Below are 15,740 nucleotides of genomic sequence, written 5' to 3'. Positions count from 1 at the left end.
TGTCGTTTAAATGCGGATCAGGTGACCTTACTGGCCGGATGAAACCACCGGATAAAACGCCTTGATCGCATAGGTCATTGCGATGTTACGTGGGCGGGTTTCGTCTGCGTAGTTGTAGGGTGAATTCGTCAGATTACTGGTTTTCCTGTCATCAATAGCAGTTAGATCGTAATCACTTCCGCCGGACTGACCAGTCGTGCGGTTGACACCAGATTGCGCATCCATTGCACCTAGACGGTGGTCATGATCTTGCAGTGCATGGTCCTGCCCACTCGCGAACACACGACCATCATCAACACCACGGCCCGCATCAAAACCACGGACAAACTCGCCCCGCAGATCTGGCAAATTGAAGGTCGACACTTCGTCACCATGGCCCCAAAGCGTACCAACGGTGGCGAAAAGACCGGCGTATTCAGCACGTGAAACAGCCGAACCATCACAAACCAGCCAGCCTTCCGGCGGGGTTGGCATGGCAAAAGCAGAAACGGCACCGATTTCGCTGCCGGCGACGCCAACGCCACCAGAACCACCACCTGCGATCAGGCTTTCAATTGCCTGCAGCAGCTGGGTTTTGTCATCGCAGTCAGGCCAGATGCCTGCGCCCTGAATAACATTCAGAACTTCGCATTCCACCGGGGTTGAACCCTGCATGGGCAGTCTCCTTGGTTGGGTAAAAGAAAACCCCGACAACGGATGCTGCCGGGGCAAGAGCGAAGGAAAGGATATGAAAGCGCAAAGTGTCGTTAAGGATCAGGCAGGGGTTGGGTTCGATGCCTTGATTGCGTAAGTGATAGCGATGTTACGTGGACGGGTATTGCCACCGTCTGTCCCATTATAGGGATTATCCGTTAGCCTATACTGCGTCGAAACCGTTGAATCGTTATCACCCGCAACCCAATGATCAATTGCGCCTAAATGTGCGTCACCAAGACCAAACTCGGCGTTCGGATTGTCCCAATAGATGTAATGTGGGAAACCGCTGGCCCATTGAATATGTGTTTGGTGTTTGTGGTCGCCTACATTGCTAGCTTGGGCAGAACCAAACACACGCCCGACATCCACACCACGGCCCGCATCAAAACCACGCATGAACTCACCGCGCAGATCGGGAATGTTAAAGGTCGCAACTTCGTCACCAGCGCCCCAAACAGTGCCAAGGGCAGCGAACAGCTCCGCATATTCGGTGCGCGAGATAGCCGCTCCGTCACAGATCAGATACCCGTCCGGCACAGACTGGGTGGCAAAGGCATGGATCGAGGCAATCGGAACCTGAAGCCCGGCGATCTGGGCGGCGTCAAATTCGGTGCAAATTGTAATCTTGTTGCTGTTACACATTTTCATTCCTTGGGCTGCTAAAAAGAAACCCCGACAGAAAACTGCCTGGGCGAGGTTGAGGGAGGAAGTCGAAAGAGAACAAGGTTGGGATCAGTCGGTGTTGCCGGTACCGATTGCCGTCATATCGCGGACATCAACACCGGCCGCCCCCGAACTTGCGACGACGAACATGCCGCCCGACATTGTGGCGTCGCGGTTAGTGTTGGCGATGATGAAATCACCGATGCGCAGCATGTCGCGCGCATCGGCGAAATAGTCCGTGGTATCGACATCAGCGGCGAGATCCGGGGTGATATAGTGCCAAAGCGTAAAGCCGTTGGCATAGGCCAGAACGCTAAGATTCCGGGCTTTGAAACCTTCTGCCATGGAGAACTCCCTTCATTGCAATTTTGAAAAATGAAGCGGTTAAATGGGTGCCGCGCAGCGTTATTCCTGTGCGTGCAAACAGGTCACCCCGTCGCCATCAATCAGGGCAGCACCCTGTGACATGGAGTTATTCACAAAGTGTGCCGCGTGATCGCCATGCCAGGTGATATCGGACTGAACATCTGATCCAATCGCATGGCCAATGGCGGTGCGGTGATACCAGAAGCACGATCGAATGCCGCTTGCGACCGGAAGGCCCGAATGAGGCATCCACAGCGTCCCCAACCACCGTTTGGCCTGGGTTCCCTTCCACGGAAGATCGTCATCACCGATATAATCAGATCGGGAAAATTCATCGATCTGAAGCAGTTCCGACCATTGTTTCCACCCGACAATCGCAAAGCGTTGCCCATCATCGGGAACATCGCGTTCGCCCAACCCTTCGAACGCCATCATGACCTTTTCAAGCGTCATGCCCTCGGCATTATCCGGGATGATGTCATCGGTCGCAGTCAGGGCGGTAATGATCAGCTCGTCGGTTTTACGACCCAGCGCATAGGCCCCGGCATTGGCCAGAACCATCTTTTCATCATGGTTGATTTTAAGCTCGTCCAAAGCATCGACCCAGTCCCCGGCATAGTAATCACGCAGATCGCAGCGCACTGCTTCGTGATCAACATTCATCACCGGCACCTTGCCATGGCGGGCCTTGGTGGTGGCCGTGCCCTTGCCGACTTTTTGAAAAACGGTGCTCGCCCCCTTGATGCTGTTTTTCACCCGCACCGTATTGCGCAGTTTCGATCCCATGCGTTGATAGGCCTGATGCACATCTGCCTGAAAATGATCGACAAAACTTTGATCAATCGTATCGCTCATGGTGTGTTTTCCCCTTGTTTCAAAAAGGCTTTCCCGGCCTGCCCACGTGCGCTTGCAGCGCGTGCCACAATTGTCCGCAAACTGGTCATTTTCCGGTCATGGTTGATGGGTAAAAGAACGCGGTTCCCCAGTGGAACACATGCCGGTTTGCCCCCGGCCTGTTGCCCCAAACGGGTCTTTCCCGTGTTCAAACCTGATGAAGAGTTTTACGTTTTGCGAAAGTCGGTTCTGCTTGTCTTCACCCTGATCGGGCTTGGTGTTGCGGCCTATTTCATCCTGCCGCTGACCCCGATACCCGGCTATATCGACGGGGTTCTGAACCGGTTCGAGCTTCTTTTCTGATGCCACCCTGTCGCGGATAGAAACACCCCCGATCAGGGGCGGGACAGCCTGGCGAAATCTGCTTGCACATCGGCAACCAATGCCGGATCGCGATCCCGCCAATAGCGCGGATCGTTCATCTTGCGGCGAATTTCCGCCCGCACATCGTCATTGGCATCCGTATCATGTGACCGGCCAAGTTTGGCTTCTTGTGACTGGCCCATCAAACGATGCAGGGCCGTGACCCCGTCTTTGGACTGGCACATGGCATCAAAGGCGTCTTTGGGCAGATTGGCCCGGCCCCAGCTTTCGATTTTGGGGGCAAGCTTTTGCCAGTTTTCCACCCCGCCAAATGCCGCGATCAAATCCGCGCGATCGGTCGCCCGCTTTGCGGCCTGATCAAGTTCATCCATCATCGGGTTCAGGATTTCACCGGCAAGATCATAAACCAGTTGCGCCTGTGCATGATTAAACCCGGCCTCAAACAAACGCTGATTTAACGCAGGGTCCGCAGTGCCCAAACCGGCATCAATCGAAAGCGCGTATGCATCGGGGCTTTCGGGGATTTGCGTGACATCGAACGACGGATTTTCGTCATTGCCAAAACCGCCATCCGCAACACCATCCGCCGCGCTCTCCCCCACACCCGCATCCGGATTGCCGGTGGCGTCATCTGCGCCTTGCAACCCGAAACTCACCAATTGCGTCGCGGGCGGGTTTTCCAAATCGTGCGACGCCACATCCTTTTGCTGCTCACCCTGATCGGGATCGGTTGTCATGCTGACACTCCGCAATGTGGTTTGAAAAAAGTGGTTTGGTACGTGCGGCGCGAGATTCTCGCCGTCGCGGGGATCCCGAGCCGCATGCTCAGTCCGCCTTATGTCCCGATGCAAGTCTGCGCATCTGAAGTACGAGGGCACGCTGCCCTTCGCGCATCCAGATCGCGTGACTGTTGGCGTCCGGCCCAAGTGACGTGTGAAGGATTTGCCGTTCAAGATCGGCAAGCACCCGTTGCCCGGCAGGAGTATCAAGGCACGCCTGCCAATGATCGATATCGGCATCCTCTGGCATCTCGGGTATCGGGTCGAACCAGTCCCAACCGCTCATGATACGTCCTCCAACACTTCGGGTGGCAATGCCGGGCGCAACAAATGATCGGGCACGCCAAACTGATCGGCAAGCCAGCGGACCATGACCGGCAAATCAACCTCGCCCAGTGCTTCGGGGCCAAGGGTCGCGATGCGCGATAACCAATCTAGTGCTTGGCCCGCCTTCACCCGTTTGGGCAATTGTGCAAGTGGTGCGGAATGGCGCAAAACCACCACATCGCCATCAATCGGAATGTCGGGAAGTTCGCCGGTTTTGGTCAGGATATAAAGCGCGCGTCGGATCAACGGATAGAGCAATTCCGCCTGCAACCGGCCATAGGTTGCGCCCAAAAGCCGCGCATTTTCCGATGCCCGTTCAAGCACCTCTGTCGCCGTCATGCCCGGCTGATCAACCTGCCCCAATCGATCGGCCAGCAAACAACGGCGAATACGATCACGAAGGTCTGACAACACCAGATCAGACACATCAAACCGCCCCGGAGCTTCTAGCGGTTTAAGCCCCGCCGACCCCACCGCCTTGGGAATGATGCTGCCGGGGATAAGCCGGATGGTGGCCGGGTTGAGCACCCCGTCATCATCGGCCTGCCAAATGCCCGTCACCGCGATGGAGGCGTTTTTCAGCACCAACTCAACCACCTTGTTGGCAGTCTTGATATCGGGCAGTGCCTTCATCACCGGGGATCGGCCATAGGTTTCCCCCGGTGCCTTCATCCAGCGAAAGGCGATATAGGGCGAGACATCAAAATGATCGCGACAGATCACATCATCATGCGCAATCGATGAAGCCGCGCCCGAACCTGTGCCGCCATTCGACGTCGTTCCGTCTTCAAGAAACACACAAATATCATATCCCGCCCCGCCATCGGTTTTGGGAATGACCGCCTCGATCACGGTAAAGCGTTTTGGCTCGCCCCCTTTTGCATCATTGCCACACTGTACCGGCAGGTTTTTCGCATCCGGCCAGTTTTGCTTGATTTCATCGAAAGTCAGCGAGAGCTTGCGAAACACCGCATCCATCTTGCCGTCACTGCGTTCTTCAAATGCCAGATCACGCAACGGAACAGCGGCAAAGCGAAAGGCAGACGGGCTGCGCAGATCGGCCTTTTCAAGGCGCAAACACGCAGTGCCCGCCGTGACCAGATCCAGAAACGCCTGATGCATTTCGACCGCAAAGTTTGACCGGTCAAAATGCCCCTGCAAAATGCGGACAGCACGGCCCAATTGTTCGGTCAAAACCTGTCGGTCGTCGCTCGAAACATTCCCACCCGGTTCAAGATCAAACCATCCCCCGCCCGGCGGGGTGATTTCGGCCATCAGGCTGGCGGCAAGCTGTTCGACCGCATCGGGGGCGGTTGCATCAAACACCCGATCAAGGCGTTTGCCACCATCGGTTAGCAAGGTGGAACCATTGCGCTGTGGCAGCGCAAATTCATAACAATCCTGCCAATGGGCTTGCCAGGTGCGCCGTTTGCCAACCGCCTTTTGATAGCGGGTGCGCAAGGATGCGATGCTTGGCCCTGTTGCCTGATTTTGGTCGCGCTTTGTTGCCGTTTCGTTGACGGCCGCCTGTTTCATCACCGCTAAAGCATGTTGCATTTAATCCCCCAACAAGTTTTTGCCACCCACGGCCTGATTGATCCGGTCATTCAAAAGCCCGCGATAGCTGGTCGCGATCAGGCTTGATCGCCCATAGCGTCGCCGTTCAAGCGCCTCTTTGCGGGCATTACTTGCCGCTTGTTGCGCACTGGTTTCGGCTTCTGTGTTGCTGGTATTTGATGCTGTGACCCGATTGCTGGTCGCAACCGGCTTTGGCGTGGAAAACAGGCTTCCCATCGGGTTCTCCTGCAAGTCGGGATGCGCGAACCCCAAACGAAAAAACCCGCAAGGGCAAAAGCCTTGCGGGCGCAATTATCGCGTTGATGTGGTTCTTATAGCACCATAAAAAGAACAAATCAAGAACATTTTTCAGAAAAATGCACATTCCTGATTTCTGCTGTGGCATCACCTTGTTTTTGCAAGTGTCGATAAAGCTGCCAGGGGGTCACTATCCAGAACCCTGAAAGGCCCAGCAACCGTTTGACCAGCTCGACACAACTCATTGGACCGATGCGGATTTTCTGTGCGACCGATTGCGGATAAGACGCCAAGATACAGTGATGCCCAATCGCACGGTAATAGGAACACGGATCAAAGATCGGCGAATAGCACCAGCTTTCACACCGCACCCGATGGCTTTGCGGATCAAGGCAAATCCATTCCCCGGCCCGCAGCCCGGAAACCAGCACGAAACAATGGCGAAACCCGGGTTTGAGGAATTTCAAAAACCGCTTTTCCGGCGCATCGGCAAACACCACCAGCACCGAAACTTCGCGCCCGGATGCAGATTGTTCAACCCAACGCTCGTTCATTTCCTGAACGCTGCTGGCCAAAGCCGGTTCGTTCACATTGCTTGAGATTACGGTATTTGAAATCACATCCCGCATGGTGACAAATCCCCGCCAAGTTCGACCAGAACGTCTTCTTCGTGGAAATTCTCATCCTTGCGAAGCTCCACAATGCCGCGTTTGATCAGAACCGCTTCAAGTGCATCAAGTGCCTGTTGCCACAGATCATATTTCGCCCCTTCGCGCCGGTCGCGCGGATCGGGTTCGCGTTCGACAAGCCCATAATATTCAAGCACTTGCAAATGCCGATCCCAAAGCGTGCCATCATGTTTCAAGCGCATCACCGCGTTATACACATCATCGGGATCACACGGGCGAACCACCTCGCCCGCATCGGCAATCACACGTGCGCCTTCGATCCGTGCGGTTTGACAGCGCACAAACCAGAACCACGCATGACGGGCACTGGAAAACGGCGTAATTTCGCGCTCTGACAGGGGTTTTGGGAAAAGTCTTTGTTCGGTCACGTCGCCCTCCTGCTGGTTATATCCTGCGTTCAACGCCGTGCATGCATGCCAGGGGAAACCGTTCAAACCCGCCGGTTATGATCCGGCAAAAGGCAATATTTGACCGTCACGGGCACATCTCTGTACGCGCGTTGTCAAGATTGCGGTTTGTGATTTCCCCGATGGTGGATTTACCCACCCCTATTGCCGCTGCACATCACGTCAGCGCCAGGTCTTTGCCGATATCCAGATCGATCAGGACTTACTTCTGGATGCAGTTCCGGTGTTGATATGCAAGCTATAATCCCTTTTTGTTCTCATTGTAAAGGATTAATTTCCTATTTTCTCAATACCCTGAAATTGCTCGACTTGGGGCCGTTTGAATGAATAATAGGCCCTTGATCAACACAAGATAAGGCAAAGACTCCCATGGGCTGGTTCAGCATCAAGATGACAGAACAAGAAGCACTGGGCATCTCAAACAGCTTTATCGAAAGTTTTGAAAAACTGTTCCAGGCGGCCAACACACCAGAAAATGTGGGTCTTTTCTGCTCGCTTCAGCTTGGCACGGATGATGCCTATTTTCTTTCGCCAGATGCCAAAAAACTTGCCGAACCCGCCCTTGCCATGCGCCCGGCGACAGCCTGCCCACGCCCCTCGAAAAAGGATGTGATCTTGCTGGTTGGAAATGAAAGCGCGCTTAAACTTCTAAGCTGATCGCATTGGCGGAACCTTTGACAAGCAGCACAATGCTAAAAGTGGATTTTCAAAATCCCTAGCATTCCTTGCATAATCACGCCGGAGCTACGGATTAAAAGCCCCATCAAGACTTCTTCTTATATTCGCCCAAAGCCTGAGCAAGATACAAAGGCTCAAGCTTTTTATTTATGTCAATAATACAGTCTACTGCTGACGCGAGGAATGTAACCTCACGATCAGTTTTGTCAGACAACTTTTTGAAGTGTCTGTCCAATTTCGTGGAAGCGAAATCTACCTCAATATCGGAATGAGCAATGTCATTTCTTATAGCGCGCAGTACATGCAATGTTTCATAAGAATTCTGTGAAACCGCACCGAGTGCATATGCCAAGTCAATTTTAGCGCTAAAACTGCCCGCGGGCCCCCGATAATCGAACAGTTTATCCATTAATTTACGGGATTTGTTTTTGAAGTGCAGTTTGACAGCTTTTTCCAACAACATCTCAAGCTTAGTTATCGTAGTTAGTGCAGTTGTGGCATGCCCCTTTTGGTTCCAAGTATCAAGACTCTTCTTGAGAGACGTTGGATCAAAAACTTTGCCTAAACTGTACAGGCCGCTGATTTCAAAGGACATGATGGCTTCGCCTAACAAAGGATCAGAAACATTCCAAACTCTGAACCATACACTGCTAACAATACAATCAAACCAACAATATCAGATTAGCATCGGGTATGGTTGTGGCGAATAGCACTTCAGTTCAGGGCAGGTTTTCCTTCACCACGACTTCCATGGTCAGTTTGGCAACATCCGCATTGGCATCAAGCCCGTTGCGCAGATTTTCAAAAATCCGCAGCGTATTTTGCACAATCACGCCCGGGCTTTGAGTGATGACGACATCCATGATGTCTTCAAGCAAAAACCGCCGTGTATCGGGCGTCAGGCCATGGCCGATAAAGATGATGTCACGCCCCCGACCGCTTTCGCGTAAAGCCCGCGCCACCCCGTCTGAGGATCCCCCGACATTGTAAATCCCGATCAGATCGGGATATTCCGCCAGAAGCGATTTGGTGTGCAGATAGTTTTCGCTGCGATCATCATGGCCTTCGCGGGCCGCGACCACCCGGATATCGGGAAAGGCTTCTTCCATCAGACTAAGGAAACCCATTTCGCGTTCTTCATGGGCGCGATAGGTCCGGCTGGCCGCAATCATCGCTACCCGACCTTGCGTCGGTTTCATGAACCGGCCCAACAAATAGCCTGCTGTCCGCCCCACCGCCCGGTTATCCAACCCGACATAGGCCGCATGCGGCACGCCGGAAATATCGGAAACCACCGTGATCATGTGTTTGCCCGCATCCTGAAGATCCGACACGGTTTCACGCACCAACGGATGATCAATCGCCATAAAGGCAATGCCATCGGCCTTTTCGCCGTGCTGGCGCAGGGCTTCGGATAAAAGCTGCGGATTGAAACTGTCGATGAAAAAGCACCGTGCGCGGATGTTAAAGCCCGTAATCGCCTCTGCCGCGGTTTTGATCCGATCACCGAGCAATTGCAAATAGGGATTGGTGCCTGATGGGAGCAAAAACACCACCCGCATCGGCTTGGGCCGAAAGACTTCCTGCATATCGGTTTCAGGCAGATAGCCAAGTTCGGATGCGGCCTGCAAAACGCGCTTTGCCGTGCGTTCGCGCACACCGGGGCGTTTGTTCAAAACACGGTCGACCGTTGCCGGTGAAACACCGGAAATGTCGGCAATATCCTTGATAATCGGTCCGCTTGTTTTTGGCATCTCACCCTCAAAAACATCAAAACACATCAATTTATGATGTTTGATGATGGGAAATGTTTCACGTACTCTGAGAACATTCAAGGGAAAAGAAAAACAAAATCCCAGCAAAATAGACTAGGGTCAGCGCCTGCTGGTTAACGGCTTCTGCCCCTAAAGAACGCATAGACCATCACGGGAGGAAACCATGGTCATTCAGAACAAATTTCGTCTTATCGCGACGACCCTCGCTGCTGCTGCATCCCTGACCGTCATGGCGCATGGCGCACAGGCGCAGGAATATGAACTGAATTACGGCCACATGAATTCCCCGACCAGCGTGGTTGGTCTACAGGCCGACTGGCTGGCAGAAGAAGTTGCTAAAAACACCAATGGCGCGGTCAAGATTGACGTGTATCCGTCATCCCAGCTTGGCAAGATTCAGGAACTGGCCGAAGGCGTATCGATGGGCTCCATCGCCTTGTCGCATAACACGGCGGGTGCGCTAAGCTCGCTTTATGAAGATTTCGGCGTGCTTGATACCCCGTATCTCTATCGCGACTATGATCACCTGATGAAGGTTGTCGATATCAATTCCCCTGTCATGTCCGAACTTAATCAGGGCCTGATCGACAATACCGGCATGCGCGTTCTCTATGCGTTTTATTTCGGCACCCGTCAGCTGACCGCAAATATGGCCGTTAAAACCCCGGCGGATCTGGCCGGTGTTAAAATCCGCGCCATTCCGTCCCCGGTTTACCTGACCGCGGTTGAAGGCCTTGGTGCGGCACCGGTGCCGGTTGACTGGTCCGAAGTTCCGACCGCCCTTGCCACCGGCATCGTTCAGGGCCAGGAAAACCCGGTCAATGTGGCCGTGGACCACAAACTTTATGATGTACAGACACACATGATGTTGACCGGGCATATTTCAGCCGCCGAGATCGTCGTGATCAACGAAGACCTGTGGCAGAGCTTCCCGCAAGACATCAAGGACGCCATCACCAAAGCGGCCGAAACCGTGCGGATGAAAGCATCCCAGATGATCCTTGATAAAGAAGCCGGCGATCTTGCCAAGCTTAAAGAAGCCGGCATGACGATCATTGGCCCGGATGACGGGCTTGACGTTGCCGCCTTCCGCGCAGGTGTCGAGAAACTTGTTCACGAACGTTTCGACGACAAATTCGGCAAATATTACGAAGCAATTGCTGCCGTAGAATAATCGCGCTTCGGGGCGGCTTTGTGGAACATTTTGTTCGCCAAAGCCGTCCCGAATTTTCTGTGCCCAATTGATTTTCAGGTATCGTCATGCCCTACAGGAACTCCCCGATTTATAGGGGACTGGACCGTGTTTGCCGGGTTCTGACCGCATTTTCGATGGTGATGCTGGCACTGATGACGGTGCTGGTCGTTGGTCAGGTGATCATGCGCAATATGTTTGATCTTGGCCTGCCATGGGCGGATGAGTTGTCGCGCATTTCAAATGTCGCATTGGTGTTTTTCGCGGTTCCCGCCCTGATGCTCCATAACCGCCATATCGCAATTGATCTGCTTTATAGCGCCTTGCGTCCACGCGGCAAAGCCATCCTGCGCTTTGCCAATTACACGCTGATTTCGTTGTTTTCCGCCATTTTCCTGTTTGGTCTTTATAAATTTCTGATCCGGGCGGGCAAGTTCACGACCCCGTCGCTCAATCTTTCGAATTATGCGGTTTATGCCCCGGCGGTGATTGCCATTTCACTGCTGCTGGCTGTTGCGCTTTATCGGTTGATCACGCGCACTGAAACCGCCCCTGACTATGAATCTGATGATGGCAGCAACGCAATTGCCGATGCGATTGCGCAAGAAATGTCGTCCGAACTCTCGCCTGATCCATCCCGTGGGGATTCCGACAAATGATGAGTGCAACCCTTCTTATCCTGTTTCTGGCACTCATGATCATTCGCTTGCCGATTGCCATTTGCCTTGGCCTGTCATCGGCAACCGTCATGATCCTGTTTAACCTGCCGATGACGGTTCTGGCCCAGCGCACGGTCAATGCCCTTGATTCCACCCCGCTTCTCGCCGTGCCGCTGTTTATCTTTGCCGCCAATCTTCTCAGCCTGTCGGGTGTGACCAACCATCTGTTTGAACTTGTGCGCATGATGGTCGGCTGGATCCGGGGCGGCACGGCACAGGTCAGCGTTCTGGTCAGTTTGATTTTCTCAGGTGTTTCTGGTGCGGCCCTTGCCGATATCGGTGCCTTGGGCGCGGTTCAGATCAAAATGATGCGCAAACAGGGCTATACGCCTGAATTTGCATCGGGCATCACCATGGCAGCAGCCACCATTGGTCCGATTTTCCCGCCAAGCATTCCGATTATTATCTTTGCCTCGGTCGCCAATGTATCTGCGGTCAAATTGCTGATTGCCGGGATCGTTCCCGCCATTCTGATCACGCTTCTTTTGATGGCACAGGTGGCAGTAATGGCAAAGATTTATAAGCTGCCGCGTGACGATGTTAAATTCAACATTGCCGCCTTTGCCCGCAAGTTTGTCATTTCCCTGCCCGCCCTTGCCGCCCCGGTTCTTTTGATCGGCGGTTTGATTTCCGGCTATTTCGGCCCGACCGAGGTTGCCGGTGTGACGGTTGCCTATGCGCTTTTGATTGGCAAATTCGTCTATCGTCAGCTTGATCTGAAACGGGTTGTGCTTGCCGCACGTGACAGTGTCGATGCAACGGGCAACGTCCTGTTCATCGTATCGACCGCGGCCCTGTTTGCCTGGGTTCTGACCATGGACCGCCTGCCGGTCACGGCCAGCGAGTTTTTGCTGGGCCTGTCAAGCGATCCGCTGGTGTTGCTGTTGATTGTCAATGTGCTTTTGCTTGTTGTTGGCATGTTCCTCGAATCAATTGCCGCCATCCTGATCATTGCACCGATCATAACGCCTGCCATGACGGCCGCAGGCGTTGATCCGCTGCAGCTTGGTGTGGTGTTCGTGCTCAACCTTATGATCGGGCTTCTGACCCCGCCTGTCGGCATGAGCCTGTATATGGTCAGCATCATTGCCAAGATGCCGCTGCACCGGGTGATCCGTGGTGCATTGCCCTTCCTTCTCCCCCTGTTTTTGTCACTGCTTGCAGTGACCTGCATACCGGCAATCTCTACCTGGTTGCCCAACCTTCTGGATTAAGTGAGGAAACATGAGCAGATTTCTTGGTGAAATTCGCCAGCTCGGTTACGTCGTGCCCGACATTGAAGCGGCCATGGACTATTGGGCCGAAACAATGGGTGTTGGCCCGTGGTATTATAATCCGCGCGTTCCGATCGAAGATTACCGCTATGACGGCAAATCTTATGACGTTCACAACTTGGTCGCGCTTGCCAATTCCGGGTATGTTCAGGTCGAACTGATCCAGACCCGCAATGATGCGCCATCGATGTATCGCGACTTCCAACGGGCCGGAAATACCGGTCTGCAGCATGTTGCCTATTGGACCGAAAGCTTTGATAGCGATCTGGCCCTGATGGAAAGCAAAGGCTTCACCGTCAAGATGAGCGGCAAGGTCGGCGATGCCGGTCGTTTCGTTTATTTCGACAAGGAAATGCATCCGGGCACCGTGATCGAACTTTCCGAAGTTGTCGGCCCGAAAGGCCGCCTGTTCAAATCGATCTATGAAGCGTCCCTTGACTGGGATGGCACTGATCCGATCCGTCCTTTCCCATCGCTTTCGGAAATCTGACCCATGGACTTGATTGAAGCCCGGTATCTTATTGAAACACCGATGGACCCTGAAAAGATCGCCACCATCATGGCTGGCGAGCAAAGCAGTGGGACATTTGTGCGTGTGGCAGGTGAAACCGACGAGCTGCGCGAACGCTGTTCGGCACGGGTGTTGTCCATTCGCGAACTCACCCCGGCCAATCAGCCCAGCCTGCAAAGTGCGTATTTGACCGCACGCGGCGTTACGGGGCCATACCGCCGGGCTGAAATCCGCATCGGTTTTCCGACCGGCAATATCGGGCGCAATCTGGCAACCCTGGCATCAACCGTATCGGGCAATCTTTATGATCTGGGTGAAATCACCGGGCTTAAACTGATTGATCTCAAACTGCCCAAATCCTATCGCGATCTTTATGACTATCCGGTCGCCGGGACCAAAGGCACACGGGCGCGCATGAATGTGCAGGATCGCCCGTTCTTTGGCACGATCATTAAGCCAAATGTCGGCATGCGCACGCCTGATATTGCCAATCTGGTTGAACAGCTTTGCGAAGCCGGGGTTGATTTCATCAAGGATGATGAAGTCTGTGCCAATCCGGAATCCTCCCCGCTTGCCGAACGCATTCCGGCCGTGATGGACCGCGTGCGCCGCTATCGCGATCGCACCGGACGCGATGTCATGATTGCGTTTAACATCACCGATGAAACCGATGCCATGCGCAAGCATGCCGATCTGATTGAAAAAGAAGGCGGTGCGTGCGCGATGGTCAGCATGAACTGGGCCGGGCTTTCGGCCCTTCAGACCCTGCGCAAATCAACCGGCCTTGTTTTACATGGCCACCGCAACGGCTTTGGGGCGTTTTCGCGCCATCCATTGATTGGCATGGCGTTTCCGGCCTATCAAACCCTGTATCGTCTGACCGGCATGGATCACATGCATGTTCATGGCATGGGCGGAAAGTTCTGCGACGAAGACAGCGAAGTTCAGGCATCCGCCCAAATCTGTGCCCAACCCCTCGCCCCTGAAAATGGTGATGAAGACCACGTTCTTCCGGTCTTCTCGTCTGGTCAGTGGGCCGGAACGGTTCCGGCCACCCATGACGCGGTTGGATCGGCTGATTTCATGTTCCTTGCCGGGGGTGGCATTCTGGCCCATCCATCAGGCCCGGCAGCCGGGATAACCAGCCTGCGCCAGGCATGGGAAGCCTGCGAAGCGGGCATTAGTCTCGAACACCATGCCAAGACCAATTCGGCCTTGTCCGAAGCCCTGTCCTTTTACGGGGCAAAAGGCTGATCATGACCAAAATCGTTTTTTGTGCCGATGATTTTACCGGGGCGTCCGATACGCTGGCGACGCTGGCGCGTGCGGGTCTGAATGCACGTCTGTATCTGTCCGCCCCGGACCAATCAAAGTCGGCCGGCAAAAACGATCCTGATCTTGGTCCTGACAGTCTTGACGCCTTTGGTGTCGCAACGTCGCTTCGTGCTATGGGGGTCGAAGACGGCGTTGCCACCATCGGTGCGATTGCCCCCAAACTGGCGGGCGCTGGTTCTGGCCTTTATCATTTCAAGATCTGTTCGACCTTTGACAGCAGCCCTGAAACCGGCAATATCGCCGCCGTTGCCGATCGCTATGCCGTTTCTGTCGGCGCGAAATGGAAGGCGGTTATTGGCGGGCAACCATCGCTTCGCCGGTTCTGCCTGCTGGGCAATCTTTTTGCCGGGGCGGGCAACAGCAAACTTTATCGCATTGATCGCCATCCGGTGATGTCGGTTCATCCCGTCACCCCGATGCATGAATCTGATCTACGCCGCCATCTTTGCGCACAAGGCTGGCCCGATATCGGCTTGATTGATTTCACCATCATTCGCAAAGGCAAGCTTGCACTCATTGCGGAAATTCGCCGCCGTCTGGCAACCGGGGAAACCGAAACCCTGTTTGATGTCAGCGATGAAGCCGATCTTGTGACCATTGGTGAAGCCATCCGCGAGATTGCCAAAACCACCGCAACACTGTGCGTTGGCGCAAGCAGTGTCGCACAGGCGCTGTTTCCGTCGCTCAGCGCCAATACAGAACACCCATCACAGATGTATCGTCGCACAGGCCCGGTTTTTGCCTTTGCCGGAAGCCGATCATCTTTGACCGCCGATCAGGTCGCACTGGCGCGCAACTATGTCAAACGCAGCATCGCCCCATCCGATCTTTGCGATCCAGCAGCCCTTGATGCCCTGCGCGCTGAATGCCTGTCCATTCTGTGTGATGGCAAACATCTTTTGGTGTCGCTTTCCGATGATCGCGACCATGCCATTGCCAGCAACGATCTGGCCCGGGCAAGTGCCGCCTTCATTGCCGGTATCAGTCAAACCGTCAAACTTGGCTTTTTGCTGATTGCCGGCGGCGATACATCCAGCCTTGCGGTTCAGGAACTTGGCATTAACAGCCTGTCATTCGCCGCTGATTTTGACGCCGGTGCACCAATTATTTGTGCGCATGCGTCTTTGGCGACACTTGATGAACTGCCGATGTTGCTTAAAGGCGGGCAAATGGGCAAACCGGCCTTGTTTGATAATATAACGACATTGCCGGTTGCCGCCGTTTAGTCCGCCAACCAGACGACAAAGATTTGACCAAAAGCAGGAATTAATTCCTTTCGCTGGGGCTTTTGCTCCT

The 15,740-nt window shown here is 54.1% G+C and carries 20 protein-coding genes; 8 read left to right on the top strand and 12 right to left on the bottom strand.

The window, feature by feature from the left end; all coding sequences use genetic code 11:
* Positions 1 to 27 precede the first annotated feature (27 nt).
* The 4 genes from RIC05_RS07265 to RIC05_RS07250 all read right to left on the bottom strand — a co-directional run bounded on the left by RIC05_RS07265 (position 28) and on the right by RIC05_RS07250 (position 2,580).
* Positions 28 to 654 carry a phage tail protein gene (locus tag RIC05_RS07265; protein ID WP_350046530.1) on the bottom strand — a complete coding sequence of 209 codons (627 nt, stop codon included), beginning with the start codon at positions 652 to 654 and terminating at the stop codon, positions 28 to 30.
* A 99-nt stretch (positions 655 to 753) separates the two neighbouring features.
* Complete coding sequence (locus RIC05_RS07260; protein WP_350046529.1) at positions 754 to 1,338, bottom strand: phage tail protein; 585 nt, start codon at positions 1,336 to 1,338, stop codon at positions 754 to 756.
* A 90-nt stretch (positions 1,339 to 1,428) separates the two neighbouring features.
* A complete protein-coding gene (locus RIC05_RS07255) occupies positions 1,429 to 1,704 on the bottom strand; it encodes a hypothetical protein (protein ID WP_350046528.1) in 276 nt (91 codons plus the stop codon).
* 60 nt (positions 1,705 to 1,764) lie between these two features.
* Positions 1,765 to 2,580 (bottom strand): phage capsid protein, encoded by an 816-nt coding sequence (locus RIC05_RS07250; RefSeq protein WP_350046527.1) that lies wholly within the window; start codon positions 2,578 to 2,580, stop codon positions 1,765 to 1,767.
* Positions 2,581 to 2,763: 183 nt separating this feature from the next.
* On the opposite strand from RIC05_RS07250, the gene RIC05_RS07245 reads away from it, so the two are divergent.
* Entirely contained in the window at positions 2,764 to 2,922 is a 159-nt protein-coding gene (locus tag RIC05_RS07245) for a hypothetical protein (protein ID WP_350046526.1), read from the top strand.
* A gap of 32 nt (positions 2,923 to 2,954) precedes the next feature.
* Here RIC05_RS07245 and RIC05_RS07240 read toward each other — a convergent pair whose 3' ends face one another.
* The 6 genes from RIC05_RS07240 to RIC05_RS07215 form a co-directional block, all read right to left on the bottom strand.
* The gene (locus tag RIC05_RS07240) at positions 2,955 to 3,680 is read right to left on the bottom strand and encodes a capsid assembly protein (RefSeq protein WP_350046525.1); all 726 of its coding nucleotides are present in this window, start codon (positions 3,678 to 3,680) and stop codon (positions 2,955 to 2,957) included.
* An 88-nt stretch (positions 3,681 to 3,768) separates the two neighbouring features.
* Entirely contained in the window at positions 3,769 to 4,008 is a 240-nt protein-coding gene (locus tag RIC05_RS07235) for a Bbp19 family protein (RefSeq protein ID WP_350046524.1), read from the bottom strand.
* Positions 4,005 to 5,606 carry a portal protein gene (locus RIC05_RS07230; RefSeq protein WP_350046523.1) on the bottom strand — a complete coding sequence of 534 codons (1,602 nt, stop codon included), beginning with the start codon at positions 5,604 to 5,606 and terminating at the stop codon, positions 4,005 to 4,007. Before RIC05_RS07230 ends, RIC05_RS07235 begins: the two co-directional genes overlap by 4 nt.
* A complete protein-coding gene (locus RIC05_RS07225; RefSeq protein ID WP_350046522.1) occupies positions 5,607 to 5,843 on the bottom strand; it encodes a hypothetical protein in 237 nt (78 codons plus the stop codon).
* 119 nt (positions 5,844 to 5,962) lie between these two features.
* Positions 5,963 to 6,493: a hypothetical protein gene (locus RIC05_RS07220; protein WP_350046521.1), complete on the bottom strand. Its 531-nt coding sequence runs from the start codon at positions 6,491 to 6,493 to the stop codon at positions 5,963 to 5,965.
* On the bottom strand, positions 6,481 to 6,921 hold the full coding sequence (locus RIC05_RS07215) for a hypothetical protein (protein ID WP_350046520.1): 441 nt from the start codon (positions 6,919 to 6,921) through the stop codon (positions 6,481 to 6,483). The genes RIC05_RS07220 and RIC05_RS07215 overlap by 13 nt, the downstream gene beginning before the upstream one ends.
* 429 nt (positions 6,922 to 7,350) lie before the next feature.
* Between RIC05_RS07215 and RIC05_RS07210 the strand changes: the two genes are divergently transcribed.
* Positions 7,351 to 7,617 carry a hypothetical protein gene (locus RIC05_RS07210; protein ID WP_350059750.1) on the top strand — a complete coding sequence of 89 codons (267 nt, stop codon included), beginning with the start codon at positions 7,351 to 7,353 and terminating at the stop codon, positions 7,615 to 7,617.
* 106 nt (positions 7,618 to 7,723) lie between these two features.
* Here the strand turns inward: RIC05_RS07210 and RIC05_RS07205 are convergent, their stop codons facing one another.
* Both RIC05_RS07205 and RIC05_RS07200 read right to left on the bottom strand, forming a co-directional pair.
* Positions 7,724 to 8,233: an MltR family transcriptional regulator gene (locus tag RIC05_RS07205; RefSeq protein WP_350046518.1), complete on the bottom strand. Its 510-nt coding sequence runs from the start codon at positions 8,231 to 8,233 to the stop codon at positions 7,724 to 7,726.
* A 124-nt stretch (positions 8,234 to 8,357) separates the two neighbouring features.
* The gene (locus RIC05_RS07200) at positions 8,358 to 9,392 is read right to left on the bottom strand and encodes a LacI family DNA-binding transcriptional regulator (RefSeq protein WP_350046517.1); all 1,035 of its coding nucleotides are present in this window, start codon (positions 9,390 to 9,392) and stop codon (positions 8,358 to 8,360) included.
* A gap of 184 nt (positions 9,393 to 9,576) precedes the next feature.
* On the opposite strand from RIC05_RS07200, the gene RIC05_RS07195 reads away from it, so the two are divergent.
* The 6 genes from RIC05_RS07195 (at position 9,577) to RIC05_RS07170 (ending at position 15,670) form a co-directional block, all read left to right on the top strand.
* Positions 9,577 to 10,587, top strand: coding sequence for a TRAP transporter substrate-binding protein (locus RIC05_RS07195; protein WP_350046516.1), 1,011 nt, complete (start codon positions 9,577 to 9,579; stop codon positions 10,585 to 10,587).
* Between the two features lie 86 nt (positions 10,588 to 10,673).
* On the top strand, positions 10,674 to 11,264 hold the full coding sequence (locus RIC05_RS07190) for a TRAP transporter small permease (RefSeq protein ID WP_350046515.1): 591 nt from the start codon (positions 10,674 to 10,676) through the stop codon (positions 11,262 to 11,264).
* Positions 11,264 to 12,538, top strand: a complete 1,275-nt coding sequence (locus RIC05_RS07185) for a TRAP transporter large permease (RefSeq protein WP_350043420.1) — start codon at positions 11,264 to 11,266, stop codon at positions 12,536 to 12,538. Before RIC05_RS07190 ends, RIC05_RS07185 begins: the two co-directional genes overlap by 1 nt.
* Before the next feature lie 10 nt (positions 12,539 to 12,548).
* On the top strand, positions 12,549 to 13,088 hold the full coding sequence (locus RIC05_RS07180) for a VOC family protein (RefSeq protein ID WP_350046513.1): 540 nt from the start codon (positions 12,549 to 12,551) through the stop codon (positions 13,086 to 13,088).
* A 3-nt stretch (positions 13,089 to 13,091) separates the two neighbouring features.
* Positions 13,092 to 14,363 carry a ribulose-bisphosphate carboxylase large subunit family protein gene (locus RIC05_RS07175; protein ID WP_350046512.1) on the top strand — a complete coding sequence of 424 codons (1,272 nt, stop codon included), beginning with the start codon at positions 13,092 to 13,094 and terminating at the stop codon, positions 14,361 to 14,363.
* A gap of 2 nt (positions 14,364 to 14,365) precedes the next feature.
* Positions 14,366 to 15,670, top strand: a complete 1,305-nt coding sequence (locus tag RIC05_RS07170; protein ID WP_350046511.1) for a four-carbon acid sugar kinase family protein — start codon at positions 14,366 to 14,368, stop codon at positions 15,668 to 15,670.
* Positions 15,671 to 15,740 lie beyond the last annotated feature (70 nt).

This window comes from Thalassospira sp. (genome assembly GCF_040218635.1).
GTDB lineage: Bacteria > Pseudomonadota > Alphaproteobacteria > Rhodospirillales > Thalassospiraceae > Thalassospira.
The sequence above is the reverse complement of the archived record's forward strand: the minus strand, read 5'-3'. Positions and strand labels throughout refer to the sequence as shown.

Excerpts from the sequence above, each read along its gene's own strand:
- RIC05_RS07240 (WP_350046525.1), bottom strand. The coding sequence starts at position 3,680 with ATGACAACCGATCCCGATCAGGGTGAGCAGCAAAAGGATGTGGCGTCG.
- RIC05_RS07175 (WP_350046512.1), top strand. The coding sequence starts at position 13,092 with ATGGACTTGATTGAAGCCCGGTATCTTATTGAAACACCGATGGACCCT.
- RIC05_RS07195 (WP_350046516.1), top strand. The coding sequence starts at position 9,577 with ATGGTCATTCAGAACAAATTTCGTCTTATCGCGACGACCCTCGCTGCT.
- RIC05_RS07170 (WP_350046511.1), top strand. The coding sequence starts at position 14,366 with ATGACCAAAATCGTTTTTTGTGCCGATGATTTTACCGGGGCGTCCGAT.
- RIC05_RS07210 (WP_350059750.1), top strand. The coding sequence starts at position 7,351 with ATGACAGAACAAGAAGCACTGGGCATCTCAAACAGCTTTATCGAAAGT.
- RIC05_RS07220 (WP_350046521.1), bottom strand. The coding sequence starts at position 6,493 with ATGCGGGATGTGATTTCAAATACCGTAATCTCAAGCAATGTGAACGAA.
- RIC05_RS07230 (WP_350046523.1), bottom strand. The coding sequence starts at position 5,606 with ATGCAACATGCTTTAGCGGTGATGAAACAGGCGGCCGTCAACGAAACG.
- RIC05_RS07265 (WP_350046530.1), bottom strand. The coding sequence starts at position 654 with ATGCAGGGTTCAACCCCGGTGGAATGCGAAGTTCTGAATGTTATTCAG.
- RIC05_RS07200 (WP_350046517.1), bottom strand. The coding sequence starts at position 9,392 with ATGCCAAAAACAAGCGGACCGATTATCAAGGATATTGCCGACATTTCC.
- RIC05_RS07235 (WP_350046524.1), bottom strand. The coding sequence starts at position 4,008 with ATGAGCGGTTGGGACTGGTTCGACCCGATACCCGAGATGCCAGAGGAT.
- RIC05_RS07225 (WP_350046522.1), bottom strand. The coding sequence starts at position 5,843 with ATGGGAAGCCTGTTTTCCACGCCAAAGCCGGTTGCGACCAGCAATCGG.
- RIC05_RS07185 (WP_350043420.1), top strand. The coding sequence starts at position 11,264 with ATGAGTGCAACCCTTCTTATCCTGTTTCTGGCACTCATGATCATTCGC.
- RIC05_RS07260 (WP_350046529.1), bottom strand. The coding sequence starts at position 1,338 with ATGTGTAACAGCAACAAGATTACAATTTGCACCGAATTTGACGCCGCC.
- RIC05_RS07255 (WP_350046528.1), bottom strand. The coding sequence starts at position 1,704 with ATGGCAGAAGGTTTCAAAGCCCGGAATCTTAGCGTTCTGGCCTATGCC.
- RIC05_RS07250 (WP_350046527.1), bottom strand. The coding sequence starts at position 2,580 with ATGAGCGATACGATTGATCAAAGTTTTGTCGATCATTTTCAGGCAGAT.
- RIC05_RS07190 (WP_350046515.1), top strand. The coding sequence starts at position 10,674 with ATGCCCTACAGGAACTCCCCGATTTATAGGGGACTGGACCGTGTTTGC.
- RIC05_RS07180 (WP_350046513.1), top strand. The coding sequence starts at position 12,549 with ATGAGCAGATTTCTTGGTGAAATTCGCCAGCTCGGTTACGTCGTGCCC.
- RIC05_RS07205 (WP_350046518.1), bottom strand. The coding sequence starts at position 8,233 with ATGTCCTTTGAAATCAGCGGCCTGTACAGTTTAGGCAAAGTTTTTGAT.